This window comes from Pirellulales bacterium, from assembly GCA_036490175.1.
Classification (GTDB): Bacteria; Planctomycetota; Planctomycetia; order Pirellulales; family JACPPG01; genus JACPPG01.
Genome location: DASXEJ010000253.1, coordinates 1 through 13,318, shown reverse-complemented (window position 1 = coordinate 13,318; position 13,318 = coordinate 1). Strand labels below are relative to the sequence as shown.

The 13,318-nt window shown below is 60.6% G+C and carries 10 protein-coding genes; 7 read left to right on the top strand and 3 right to left on the bottom strand.

Going from position 1 to position 13,318, the window contains the following annotated elements:
• Positions 1 to 9: 9 nt before the first annotated feature.
• Both VGG64_18825 and VGG64_18820 read left to right on the top strand, forming a co-directional pair.
• Positions 10 to 1,962: a PAS domain S-box protein gene (locus tag VGG64_18825; GenBank protein ID HEY1601662.1), complete on the top strand. Its 1,953-nt coding sequence runs from the start codon at positions 10 to 12 to the stop codon at positions 1,960 to 1,962.
• Between the two features lie 245 nt (positions 1,963 to 2,207).
• On the top strand, positions 2,208 to 2,894 hold the full coding sequence (locus tag VGG64_18820; protein HEY1601661.1) for a hypothetical protein: 687 nt from the start codon (positions 2,208 to 2,210) through the stop codon (positions 2,892 to 2,894).
• On the opposite strand, the gene VGG64_18815 is transcribed toward VGG64_18820, so the two are convergent.
• Positions 2,891 to 3,754, bottom strand: coding sequence for an ATP-binding protein (locus VGG64_18815; protein HEY1601660.1), 864 nt, complete (start codon positions 3,752 to 3,754; stop codon positions 2,891 to 2,893). The genes VGG64_18820 and VGG64_18815 overlap by 4 nt on opposite strands.
• Before the next feature lie 265 nt (positions 3,755 to 4,019).
• Between VGG64_18815 and VGG64_18810 the strand changes: the two genes are divergently transcribed.
• Positions 4,020 to 4,292, top strand: coding sequence for a hypothetical protein (locus tag VGG64_18810; protein ID HEY1601659.1), 273 nt, complete (start codon positions 4,020 to 4,022; stop codon positions 4,290 to 4,292).
• 47 nt (positions 4,293 to 4,339) lie between these two features.
• On the opposite strand, the gene nadD is transcribed toward VGG64_18810, so the two are convergent.
• Positions 4,340 to 4,999 (bottom strand): nicotinate-nucleotide adenylyltransferase, encoded by a 660-nt coding sequence (nadD, locus tag VGG64_18805; GenBank protein ID HEY1601658.1) that lies wholly within the window; start codon positions 4,997 to 4,999, stop codon positions 4,340 to 4,342.
• Positions 5,000 to 5,178: 179 nt separating this feature from the next.
• Between nadD and priA the strand changes: the two genes are divergently transcribed.
• The 4 genes from priA (at position 5,179) to recG (ending at position 12,213) form a co-directional block, all read left to right on the top strand.
• On the top strand, positions 5,179 to 7,464 hold the full coding sequence (priA, locus tag VGG64_18800) for a primosomal protein N' (protein ID HEY1601657.1): 2,286 nt from the start codon (positions 5,179 to 5,181) through the stop codon (positions 7,462 to 7,464).
• 186 nt (positions 7,465 to 7,650) lie between these two features.
• Complete coding sequence (locus VGG64_18795; GenBank protein HEY1601656.1) at positions 7,651 to 9,420, top strand: ATP-binding protein; 1,770 nt, start codon at positions 7,651 to 7,653, stop codon at positions 9,418 to 9,420.
• A 165-nt stretch (positions 9,421 to 9,585) separates the two neighbouring features.
• Positions 9,586 to 10,059 carry a ribonuclease HI gene (rnhA, locus tag VGG64_18790; GenBank protein ID HEY1601655.1) on the top strand — a complete coding sequence of 158 codons (474 nt, stop codon included), beginning with the start codon at positions 9,586 to 9,588 and terminating at the stop codon, positions 10,057 to 10,059.
• Positions 10,060 to 10,119: 60 nt separating this feature from the next.
• Entirely contained in the window at positions 10,120 to 12,213 is a 2,094-nt protein-coding gene (recG, locus tag VGG64_18785; GenBank protein ID HEY1601654.1) for an ATP-dependent DNA helicase RecG, read from the top strand.
• Positions 12,214 to 12,333: 120 nt separating this feature from the next.
• Here the strand turns inward: recG and VGG64_18780 are convergent, their stop codons facing one another.
• A complete protein-coding gene (locus tag VGG64_18780; protein ID HEY1601653.1) occupies positions 12,334 to 12,954 on the bottom strand; it encodes a hypothetical protein in 621 nt (206 codons plus the stop codon).
• Positions 12,955 to 13,318: the final 364 nt, after the last annotated feature.

The following is a 13,318-nucleotide window of genomic DNA, read 5'->3' as shown; positions in this document are numbered from 1 at the left end:
AGGAATCCGATGTCCCAACGAACAGTGCCTGGCGGGCAAAACACCCGAACCGACGAAGCGCACGCTCCTGAAGGAATACGCGAAGTCCGCGATCGATTCTGGCTCGTGTTCGATAATGTGCCTGCCCCCTGCGCCATCTACGATGGCGACCAGCGGTTCCGCTTCGTGAACAAGGCGCTAATGAAATTCCTGGGTCGCACGTCCGAGCACATCATCGGGCGCCGCGACGAAGAGTTATTGCCGGCCCAGGTCACCGATGTTTACCTGCCACACCTGCGTCGCGCGATCGAAACCGGCTTGCCCCAGACGGCCGAGTGCGCCTTTAGCGGTCCACTCGGCGTGTTTCATTACGTTGCCAACTATATTCCATTGCTCGACGACGCCGGACGTATTGTCGAGGTGCTCGGCATGTCCAGCGACAGCACTCAGCAACGGCACTTCGAGTACGAATTGCGGCGGCGCGACCAAGAACTGCGCTCGCTGACCGACAATGTTCCGGACGTCATCGGGCGTTTCAATCGCCAGTTGCAGCATTTATTCGTAAATCGCCAGATCGAACAGATTACCGGATTGAAGGTCGAGGCATACCTTGGCCGAACGATTCGCGAAATGGGTTTGTCTGAAGAGCTTGTCCGCCTGTGGGAGGATTCGCTCACGCAGGTGTTCGAAAGCGCCCTGCCGGCCTTGCTCGAATTCGCGCTACCGAGTCTCTCGGGTCCACGTTCTTTCGAATCGCGAATCACTCCCGAGTTCGACACCCAAGGGACTGTCGAGACGGTGCTGGTGATCAACCGCGATATCACTGAACGCAAACTCGCGCAGTCAGGTTTGAGCGAGAGCGAGGAGCGTTTTCGTTCGTCTTTCGATGCGGCGCCGATCGGCATGATCATGATCGGTTTGGATCATACTTTGTTGAAAGTAAACCAGTCCTTTTGTCGCATGTTGGGCTACACGCAGGAAGAATTAACCGGCTTGCCTGTTTTGCAAATAACGCACCCTGGCGACAAAGCAGCCACCGCCGCACGGCTGGGGGAATTATCAGGAGACGGAACGCAAATACACGTTGCGGAAAAGCGTTACCTGGCCAAAGATGGCCGCGTGGTCTGGGCACGCGTCACCTCAACCGCGGTAAACGACAGCGCCGGACGGCGCGTTCACGGCCTCGCCCAGATCGAAGACATCACGACCAGCCGACGTGTCAAGCAAGAACTCGAGCGACATCGGGCACACTTGGAAGAGTTGGTGCGCTCGCGGACCCGGGCGCTCGAGGCGTCGCAACAAACGCTCCGCTCGGCGGAACGAATGGCCTCGCTTGGCACGTTGGCGGCCGGCATCGCGCACGAAATCAATAATCCGGTCGGCACGATATTGTTGGCGGCCGAAATGGGATTGGCTGCCTGGGAAGGGGGCGACGACCAGAAACTTGTCAGCTGCCTGACGGCCATTAAGGACGATGCGGAGCGTTGCGGCCGTATCGTCAAAAACGTACTGAGCTTCGCCCGCCACGAGCCGACCGACAAAGGAGCGCACAACCTTAACGAGGTAGTGCGTCGTTCCGTCGAGCGCGTCTTGGCGTATGCGATGCGTCGCAATGCCACGCTTCAGGTCGAACTCGACGCAAGAGTAGAACCGGTCCGGATGAACCCCATGGCCATCGAGCAGACCATGACGAGTATTTTGCGCAACGCGATCGAGTCTCGACCGGAGGCTGTGTCCGTGACAATCTCGACGACGATGACGGACGACGCTTGCCTGGTAAGTGTAAAAGATACCGGCTTAGGCATTTCGCCCGAGGTGCAGGTGCATATGTTCGATCCCTTCTTCACCACGCGGCGAACCTCGGGAGGTATGGGGCTGGGCCTGAGCCTGGTACACGGTACCATCAACGATCATGGCGGCCGGATCCACATCGACAGCATGGTCGGACAGGGCACGACGTTCACGATCGAATTGCTGCGTTAACGTCGCGCCGACGCTATAGACTACGTGCCAGCAGCACCCTCCAATCCTTCCCAATTTATCCAGACCTGCCGCCGCTGGTTTCCCATCGCGCGCCGCCCAAACTGGATGATCTTGCGTGCCAGCGGTGATTTCGCCAGACTACGCAGCCTCTTCCGGGTTTTCTGCGCTCATTTCTGCTGTCTGTCCGACAAATGATCTGTGGGTTGTGCCGCGCGCCGCGGCCGCCGTGCCCCTTGTGAATAGCTATGCGCTACTTTGCTAGCCTCATCCTGGTGTTGCTGCTGTATGCGCTGCCTGGCTGCGCCACGACGAAGCCGCCGATGGTCACGTACGACAACCCGGTCTTAGCGCCGCCGATCGATCGCGACGTTTTTTGGGATCAGCTGGTGGCGGTCGTTGACAACTACTTCGAGATCCAGAGCGAAGATCGCGTTCGCCTGGTGAACAACATGCCGACACTGGGGCGCATCGACACGGTTCCCGAGTTGGGAGCCACGTTGCTCGAACCGTGGCGACGTGACACGGTCAATTACTACGAGCGTTTGGAATCGACGTTCCAAACTATTCGCCGTCAGGCGCTGATTCAGGTTGTTCCCGCCGAAAATGGCTATTTGGTCGAGATCGCGGTTTACAAGCAACTGGAAGACTTGCGGAGACCGGACCATTCGAGCGCTGGCAACGCCACCTTCCGCAATGACGACTCGCTGGATCGTTACAACGATCAAACGCAAGGGCCGACCACGACGCTCGACAGCTTTCCGACCTATGGACGCGCCCACGGACCGATTGGGCCGCAGCCCTTCACGTTGGGTTGGATTCCGATCGGTCGCGACACGGCGCTCGAACAGCGGATGATCGCGGATCTGCTGGCCCGCATGGGCGCCCCACCTGGGCTGTCTCCCGCCGAGTGTGCTACGCCTCCGCCTAATTAGCTGGCGGGCGCAGGAGGTACGGACGTCAGAGACGCCGACGACAGCGTGGCCGAAGACAGCGGACCTGTCATGTCAGAAGTCGTCGTCGCGTCGTGTGCAACGACTGGTGTTTCGTGGGCGATGGGCAGCTTGAGAGTGAACGCTGTTCCCTTGCCCGGCGTGCTGTCGACGCGAATGCGACCGTGATGGGCTTCGAGAATTTCGCGGCACATCGATAGCCCCAGGCCGGTGCCACCCTTGCCGCTGGCGTCGGGCCCCTTCTTGGTCGTGTAGAAGGGATCGAAAATCCGCCGCATCACATCGGGCGACATGCCGCAGCCATTGTCGCGCACGATCAGGTCGACCATATCATTGTCAGCGTCCAACGACAGCTTGATCACCACGCGCCCCCCTTGCGGCATCGCCTGGCGGGCATTGATCAGCAAATTCAACAGGACCTGTTGAATCTGATTTGGGTTGGCCAGCGTGGGTGGCACATCGTCGAGGTATCTCTCGACGGTCACGCGGTACTTGTTCAACTCTCGTTCCAACAATAGCAGCGTGTCGTCGACGAGCTTGAACATGTTCGTCGGTTCGAGGTTGTTGGTGCGATTGCGCGCGAAGCCGAGAATCGTGCTGGTGATCCGCGCCGCCCGCAAGCCGGCAGCGAGAATCTTTTCGAAGGCCTTCTCGCGCGTCGGCTGGTCCGAGTGGCGCATGCCTAGCTTGGCGTAGTTAATGATCGTGGTCAGCACGTTGTTGAATTCGTGCGTCGTAGTGCTCGCCAACTCGCCGAGCGCAGTGAGCTTTTGGGCCTGAGCCAGGCGTTCTTTGAGGATCGCCACTTGCTCTTCGAGAGTCGCCTGATTCTCGTCGCCCATAGTTAACTTTCGCTCCCGCAAAGTTGACCGAACTTGCGCCATTCTCTGAGGCGCTACTGTGCCGCGCGAGCGGAACACCTTTTGCGATTTCGCCGAACTCACTGTCTTGCGCCGGCCGAGCTAACTAACCCATTGAACGGTTGAGAGTTAGCCACTTGGTTCGTATCGTCGCACTCAGCTGGGCAACTGAAACGCAAGCCGCTATAATCCGCCCGCTACGAGGGTTACCGCCGAAAGGAATTCCGGGCGGCTTGGAGAAGCTAGGATGCACACAGTCGATCTTTTGGAACAGGCGCTGCAGGCAGTCCAGCAGTTGGGTTACCACCTGCGGCAAGATTGGCTCGATGGGGGCGGCGGCGGCTGTGAGATCAAGGGCGAGAAGTGGTTGTTTCTCGACTTGGGAAGCGGCCCGGGCGAACAGCTGCGGGTCGTCGCCGAAGTACTAGCTCGGGAAGTTTCTCAGCGAGATACTTCACCACGCCCCGTCGAACTGGATCCTCGCCTGCGTAGTTTTTTAGCAGGTCGCCAGGCGGCTTGATCGCGCTCCGTTGCCGACGGCGTTCTATATCTTCGGCAGCGGCAGGGCTAGCAGTCTTCGCCTGACGATTTGCCCGGCCGATCGCCCGCGATTTCGTCGACCTGCCGGTAGAGTTCGTGGCTCTGGATGTATTTCTCGACTGCGCGCGGCGTACGGAAGCGAATGCTTTCCCCTGCTGCGATGCGGCTGCGAATCTCGCGGCTACTGAGGCCGATCTGGGGCATGTTGACAAGATGCCGGCGAATCTCGGCCAAGCGCTCTGGCGGCACCAAGGGAGCCAGCACGTCGTAGTTTGGCTGCGGGGCGCCAGGCCGGCAGACCGCAACCGGCACCGCCATTTGGCAAAGCCTGGCCGGCTCGCGCCAGTGGGGCAGATCATCCAGCGAATCGGCCCCCAGCAGAAAAAACAGCTCGCGTCCCGGTTCTTGCTGTGCCAGTTCCGCCAGCGTGTCGACCGTGTAGCTGACGCCGCCGCGCTCGATCTCCAAGGCGCATACCTGAAACGGCCGGTGCCCGCCGACCGCTAGCTGCAACATTTCGATGCGCTGTGCAGCGGGCGTCAAGGGGCGCGATTGCTTGTGGGGCGGGGTCGCAGCGGGTAGAAACCACACCTCGTCCAGCTGGCACTGCTCGCGGCAACATTCCGCCAACAGCAAATGCCCATAATGCACCGGGTCGAATGTTCCACCAAACAAGCCTAACCGCATGAAGTGCGATCCTCGCAGCCGTTGCAGGACCGACGCCCGAGGCCCATATTGAATTGCGGGCCGGTGCGATTCGTGCGCGCTTACCGCGACCATCGATCGATCCGTGTTCGCAATATCGTAACCGACTCATTGGCCGTCGGCCACGGGTCCCCTTAGTCGACGCCCTCGGTAATAGCGACGTGAATATCGGCCACCAGCAGCAACTTTTCGGCGAGGAACCGGCCCCCTGGGAAGCCGACGACACGGCCGAAGTGCTGGTGGCGGCCGTATTGCTTCCTGTGGGTCCGACAGAGCCTCTCGACTATAGCGTGCCCGACAGGCTGCGGCCCCGCGTGCAAATCGGCAGCCGAGTGACGGTGCCGCTGGGGCACGGCGACCGCACGCGTATTGGTTATTGCGTCGGACTGTCGACGCAAGCCGCCTCACGAAGGCTCAAAGAAGTGGCGGACGTCGTCGACGAGCAATGCTTGCTCAGCCCGGCGACGTTTCGACTGAGCCAATGGATCGCCGATCGCTATTTGTGCACCTGGACACAAGCCCTCGATACGATGCTGCCAGCCGCAGTGCGGCACCATGCCGGGACGCGCCAGGCGACGTTTCTATCGGTCGACGCCGACGTCGCGGCACGCATCGACGAGTTGAAGTTGCCCGCCAAACAGGCCCTGGTTTTGCGCAAGTTGGCGGAGCTCGGCAAGCCGGTGTTGCCCGGCGAGTTGATGGCCACGGTCCCCTGCACGCCGGCGCCGATCACGGCGTTACGTCACAAGGGACTGATCCGGTCCGACGTCGCCCGGGTCCGGCAAGATGCTTTTGCCAAGCCCGTGGCGGCGCGTGAAGAAAATCACGAGATGAACGAGGATCAACTGCGCGCCCTGGCCGCGATCCAAAGCGCGCTTGAATCGGGGCGGCAGCAAACGATCGTGCTGCACGGCATCACTGGTAGCGGCAAGACCGAAGTCTACATCCGCGCGATTCAAGAAGTTGTCTCCTACGGGCGGCAAGCCATCGTACTGGTCCCCGAGATCAGCCTGACGCCGCAGACCGAGCAACGTTTCCGGGCGCGGTTTGGCCAGGTTGCCGTACTGCACAGCCATATGACCGACGCCGAGCGCAGCTGGCACTGGGAGCGTATCGCCCGCGACGAAGTGCCCGTTGTCGTCGGTGCCCGCAGCGCCGTTTTCGCGCCGGTTCCTCGTTTAGGATTGATCGTGCTGGATGAAGAGCACGAGGCGTCGTTCAAGCAGGATAGCGCGCCGCGCTACCACGCGCGCGACGTGGCCTTGGAGCGCGCACGAAGCGAGGGAGTGCCGCTGGTGTTGGGTTCGGCCACGCCGTCGCTCGAGAGTTGGCACCGCGCGCAGGAGGGCGTTTATCAGATGCTCGACATGCCCCGCCGGGTGCTGGATCGGCCGTTGCCCGACGTGCGCACGATCGACTTGCGGAATGAGTTCGAGCGTGGCCCGGGCGCGAGCGCCCTGAGCCGCCCGTTGCGGCTGGCCATGCAAAAGGCGCTTGCCGACGGAGGGCAGGTGATATTGCTTTTGAACCGGCGTGGCTACTCGACGCACTTGCAATGCCCGGCCTGTGGCGAGGTGGTCCGCTGTCCTCACTGCGACATTGCGCTGACACATCACTGGCAGCGCGAGGTCGCGCTTTGTCATTACTGCGACTACGAGATTGCGGCGCCACACGTCTGCCCGCAGTGTAGTTCTCCCGGCATCCGGTACCGGGGATTGGGGACGCAAAAGCTCGAGGCAGAAGTGCGGGCCCGTTTTGCCGACGTGCCGTCGCTGCGGATGGATACCGACACTATGCAAGCCCGCGGTAGCCACGAGCGTGCGCTGGCCGCATTTCGCAAGGGCGAGGTCCGCATCCTGCTTGGGACGCAAATGATTGCCAAGGGATTGGATTTCCCCGATGTCACGCTGGTGGGAGTCGTCAACGCGGATACGGCACTGCACTTGCCCGATTTTCGCGCCGCCGAGCGCACGTTTCAATTACTGGTCCAGGTTGCCGGACGGACAGGGCGCGGTCCGCGTGGGGGGCGCGTGTTGGTGCAGACGTTCAGCCCCGATCATCCCGCGATTCAGGCGGCCGTGCGTCACGATTACTCCTCGTTTGCCGAGCGCGAGCTGCCGCTACGGCGTTTGCTCGGCTACCCACCGTTTGCCGACATGATCCGGCTTGTCATTCGCGGGACCAGCGAGCGGCTGACCAAGGAATTTGCCGAGGCACTGGCCACGCATTGCAAATCGCTCTTAGAGCCTTCGAATCCCGCGGTGAGGATCCTAGGTCCGGCGCCCGCGCCGATCGCCAAACTTCGCGGTAAGTACCGCTTTCAATTACAGTTGCAGGGGGCCGACGGCGCGGCCCTGCGTGCTGCCGTGCGACAGGTGCAACAAACGCTGACACCGCCCGACGACACGCAGTGGATCGCCGACGTCGATCCACTGGATATGCTGTAAACGGAGCCATGACGTCCAAATTAAAGCCGCGGCGATTGACCTTGGCCCCGCAAATCGCCTGGATTTACAATACAGGTACGAATCCGCGTCCCGTCTTTCGCGCGGCAGACGTTACAATGCCGGGGCGAACCGGAGTCGCCCGCGTCGAGAGACCGTTCACCCCGAACGAATGGACTGCCTGACAGAATGTCGTATCGGTCATTCAAACACGTGCTGGGCGAGACGAGTCTCGAGCGGAAATGCCGCTTTCTTTTCGGCGCGTGCTTGCTGCTGTTGATCACCGGCAGCTTTTGGTGGTACGGCCGGCAGACCGAGGCGCTCGTCTACAAACAAAACCCCGACCGCGGGCGTTTGCTGGTCGACACGGCTCTGACCCGCACTCATTGGGAAAAGCTGGAAACGAACAAAGAGTTCAAGGCCATCATTCCGCTCTTCAGTGCCGACCTGGAACAAAAAGACGTTCCGGTCCGCTTTATCGGCGAGACATCGGCCCCTTCGATCGAACAGCCGGTCGATAGTTTCGAGCGGCGTCTGATCGAGCGCTTCCGTAAACAGCCGACGGAGAAAAACGAGCCCGAGTACGACCACCGGTTCTCGAAGGATGGCTCTGAGTATCTATACTATCAGCCCATACGCGTGCAAGACTCGTGCACGATCGTCTGCCACCGGCCTGCGTCGACCGGCGCAGGCAACGACCCCACCACGGCCGTCGCCAGCTTAGGGAGCTTGGGAGTTTCGTATGGCCGGCCCCCCGAACCCGGCGATTTGATCTCGGTGGCCCGTGTCGACATTCCCAATAATCCCACGCGGATCGACCTGGCCAAGAACCGCGCCGTTTTGTTGGGCACGGCCTTTATCACCGTGTTCCTGGCAATGGTGGCCTCGTACGTCATCGTGCGGTACGTGATCGTCAAGCCGCTCAAGCACCTGCGCGACGTCAGCGATGCGGTTAGCCGTGGCAATGTCGAGCAGCGGGCCGATATCCACACGGCCGACGAGTTCGAAGAATTGGGTGTCGCGTTCAATCGCATGCTTCGCCACCTGATGTCGGCCCAGGAAGAATTGCGCCATCTGAACCTCGACCTGGACGTCAAAGTCGACGAGCTTGCCCAGATGAACATGCGGCTCTTCGAGATGAATCGGCTGAAGAGCGACTTCCTGGCCACAATGAGTCACGAACTGCGCACTCCGCTCAATAGCATCATTGGCTTCAGCGACGTATTGGGTTCGATCGATTCGCTCGACGATCGGCAGAAGCGCTACGTGCAGAACATCCAAAAGTCCGGCAAGATGCTGTTGGACATGATCAACGACATTCTCGACCTTGCCAAAATCGAGAGCGGCAAGATGGAAGTTCGGCTGACCGATTTCCCGATCGAGCATGTGGTCATCTCGCAGTGCGACATGGCGCGCCCTCTGACCGAGCGCAAGAATATCGATCTCGACGTTGACGTGGCGCCAAACCTGCCTGAATTGCATCAAGATCAGAGCAAGGTGCAGCAGATCCTGAACAATTTGCTCTCCAACGGCATAAAATTCACGCCCGAGGGGGGGCGTATCGTCGTCTCGGCCCGCCGCGACGCGGGGGGCGACCTGCTGCTGGTCGTCACCGACACGGGCGTGGGCATCGCCGAAGAAGATCAGATCACGATTTTCGAAAAATTCCGGCAGGGGCATTCCGTCATGACCGGTGGCGATGCCATGACACGCGAGTTCTCCGGCACCGGGCTCGGGCTATCGATCGTCAAGGAGCTTTGCAAACTGCTAGGCGGCGAAATCACTTTGAAGAGCGAGTTAGGCAAAGGAAGCGAGTTCATGGTGCGGTTGCCGTGGGGCCTGCCGGACCAGGTGCAGTTCGCGACGGCCCTGCCCACGACGATGCCAGCCGTGGACGACCCAGCGCGACAGGAATACGATCGGCCAGTTCCGGCCGGTTCAAGCGCCGCGCGTCCCTAAGCATTCGTTATCGCGCGGCTTCTCCGCGCCGATTCGCGCGAACATCTGCACACGATCGCACAAGGTGGCTTGTGTGGCGCAGCGCGATCGAGTCAATTAGGACACTCGGCATCGTAGCCCAAGCATTCCGACACATACGCGCATCCCCACGCTGTCGCTCTGATCATGGCAAAGACCGCATCGACGTTTGAAACCGAAGTGCAACTGTTCACAGATGGAGGCTGCAGCGGAAATCCTGGCCCGGGCGGCTGGGCCTTCATCTTGCGGCATCCCTCCTCTGGCAAAGAGGTCGAGCAATCTGGCGCCGAAGCCGACACGACAAACAATCGCATGGAGCTGACGGCCGTCGTGCGCGGACTCGAAGCACTCACTCGCCCCTCGACCGTCGAACTTCTGACCGACAGCGTATACGTGGGCAAGGGGCTGACTGAATGGATGCCCAAGTGGAAAGCCAACGGCTGGCGGCGCCGCGAGGGGAAGCGATGGGCCGAGGTGAAGAACGAAGACCTGTGGCGCAAGCTCGACGAATTGATCGCCAAGCACCAACTGAAATACACGCGGGTCGCCGGCCATAGTGGCCATCCCGAAAACGACCGCTGCGACGAGTTGGCCGTGGCAGCATACCAGCGTCTGCGCTAGCCAGCCGCGTCGCGTCCGGCGCTGCCTAGGTGCCGACACGTTCCTCGGTAGAATGGGGCCATGTCCAGCACTTCGCCCAAGACGTCCGCCGAAGCGTTTCTGACGCCGGTCCAGTTCCTCAAAGGCGTGGGGCCGCAACGGGCCGAACTGCTAAGCAAGCTAGAGCTGGAGACTGCGCGCGATGTGATCTTCTTCTTCCCGCGCGACTACCAGGATCTGACAGAGCTGACCAATATCGCCGACTTGCGCGACGAGTCGCTGGTACGTCTGCACGGAACGGTCGTCGAGCTGGATCAACGCAATACCTCGTCGGGAGGGACCGTGCTCGGCGCCTTGATCCGCTGCCAGGGAGGAAACGTCCGCGCGGTTTGGTTCAATCAGCCATTTATGGCGCGCCGGCTGCCCGTCGGGCAGGAACTATTGCTAGCCGGCAAGGTGCGCTCACGTGGCGGCATTTGGGAGATGGTCCATCCCGACCTGAAATACCTGGAGGGAGACGACACCGATCCGCGCGGCAAATTGCTGCCAGTCTATCCGCTGACGGAGGGAATCCGGCAGGGTCAGATGCGCCGCATCGTGAGCGCCGTGGTCGAGTCGCTGGCCGAGCAATTGGACGAGGTGTTTCCGGCTGAGTACCTGGCCGCACACGATCTGGCCCCCATCCGCGAAGCCGTCGAGCATATTCATCAGCCGGCCAGCCGCGACGACTTGCAACGCGCGCGGCGCCGCTTCGTTTATCAAGAGTTGCTGGTCATGCAATTGGCACTGGCCATTAAGCGTCATGCGCAGCGTGATCTGCGACAGTCTCCGCCGCTGGAAGCAACAGCCAAGATCGACGCGCGGATTCGCCGGCTTTTTCCCTTCGAGCTGACCGCAGGCCAGAATCAGATGATCGCCGACGTCGTGGCCGACATGGCGCGGCCCCATCCGATGAATCGGCTGGTGCAGGGGGACGTAGGAAGTGGCAAGACCGTGGTCGCTGTGTATGCGATCCTGTTGGCGATCGCCCACGGTCAACAAACGGCGCTGATGGCACCCACAGAGATTCTGGCGCGACAACATGCCGCCACAATCGAAGGGTTCCTCACCGCCAGCCGCGTACGATGGGGACTTTTGACCGGATCGCTCACCACGTCCGCGCGCCGCGAGACGCTGGCCAAGATCGCGGCCGGCGAACTCGATCTGGTGATCGGCACCCAGGCCATCGTGCAGGAGGATGTCGAGTTTGCCAAGCTCGGGCTGGTCGTCATCGACGAACAGCACAAGTTCGGCGTCCGACAGCGGGCCAGCCTGAAACAAGCCGGGCTCGATCCGCACTACCTGGTCATGACGGCCACTCCGATTCCGCGCACCGTGGCCATGACGCTATTCGGCGATTTGGATGTTTCGACACTGCGCGACATGCCGCCAGGCCGGCAAGCGGTGCGAACGTATCTGGCGACGCCTGAGCAGCGCGACAAATGGTGGGACTTCTACTGCCGTAAGCTGCGCGAAGGGCGGCAGGGTTACGTGGTCGTGCCGCTGGTCGAGACTTCGAGCGAGGTCGACGCGACCAGCCTCGCGCAGGCCTACGAGTCGCTCGCCAATGGACCGCTCGAAGCCTTTCGTCTGGGGCTGGTCCACGGCCGTATGAACGCCGCCGAGAAAGACGCCGTGATGGATTCGTTTCGCAGTGGCCAAACGCAGGTGCTGGTTTCGACCACAGTGGTCGAGGTGGGCGTCGACGTGCCCAATGCCACGCTGCTGGCCATCGAAAGCGGTCAACGATTCGGGTTGGCCCAATTGCATCAGCTGCGGGGGCGGATTAGCCGCGGGGCCCACCCTGGCTATTGCTGCGTCTTCGCCGAGCCAGCCTCGCCCGACTCGCAGCAGCGGCTGGAGGCGTTCGTTAATTCGACCGACGGTTTCGAGCTGGCCGAGATCGATTTCGCGCTGCGCGGCCCGGGCGACCTGCTGGGAACGCGCCAACATGGACTGCCGCCGTTGCGCATCGCCGATCCAGTGGCCGACGCAGCGGTACTGGAAGAAGCCCGCCGCGATGCGCAACAACTGGTCGAAGGAGACCCCGGCCTGGCCAAGCCGGAACACGAGCGCCTGCGACGCATGGTGCTGGTGCGCTACGGACAGGTGCTGGAGTTGGGGGATGTTGGGTAGGTGGCCTTAGTCGAACCGACTTAGGACGCCGTCCCTTATCTCACTCGAAATGCATTCCATCGCTCATCGAGCGCATCACGATTTGGGTAATGCGACGACGATGGTCGGGGATACATGTGTTTATTCTTTCAGTTGGTCACCCAGTTCGCCAAGATCCTTCGCGGAGAGCGCCGGAGCGTCACTTGCCAAGGGAGCGGGCTCGACTTCTTCATCCTCCTCATCCTCGTGATGAGACCCTTCGATACCCATTCCCATCATTTTGCAAAACAAGGCCGCGCTCTCGGACTTATGTCCAATAGAATTCCGGTACACGCCTTGGATGCACCAGTCCGCGATATGCACATTCGTCAGGTCGTTGTTTCGCGTAAGAGCAAATTGAATCAAAAGATACTCAACGCGATCAATACAAGCCTCGAACTCGTGCGTTGACCCTTCGGCCTTGCATACGAAGAACATCACGGGCGTCCCCGACTTACGTTTAACCAGGGCGGTGTTATAGTGCGTGAGTTTGTGGTGGTCAAAGCACTCGTTCCTAAAGCCAGTCTTCGCTTGACCTACGTAAGCAGGAACGATCCCTCGGCTCGAGCGAAATCCGAATACGTAGCAACCGACGTATTCAGCAAGCTCAGATTTATCAGCGTCGGACCAAAACTTCTCGACAGCACTCTTTTCGATCAGCTTTCCTCCCGGTGCGTGAATCGGTTCGACCTCATACGGACCTTGGACTTTGAATTTGATCATAGAAAATACCTTTCAAGCCGATGCCAAGAACATAATCATCAAGGTATCGCATCCTACTACCCATATCGTCACGAAACACCTCTGCCTCTGGCACTCTTCTCCGAACCGACCGCGCCGCATCAGAGTAACAGCCCATGGCTCGCTTGACCCGACGCATCGTATTTGGCCTTCAACGGACAGGCTTTAGCATGACTATCGTCTCTAGGTCCTTATTCAGTCGCTCTGCTCTGTTGAAAACTGATTGGATGGGCTATGTTTGGTCGGTTGTTTTGGTTGTTGGCTGGTCCAGGGAGGGACAGCGATGCGCGAGGCAACGACGCGTCGGATGACGAAGTCGCCCGTTCGTTTGGCGCGCGAGGCACTG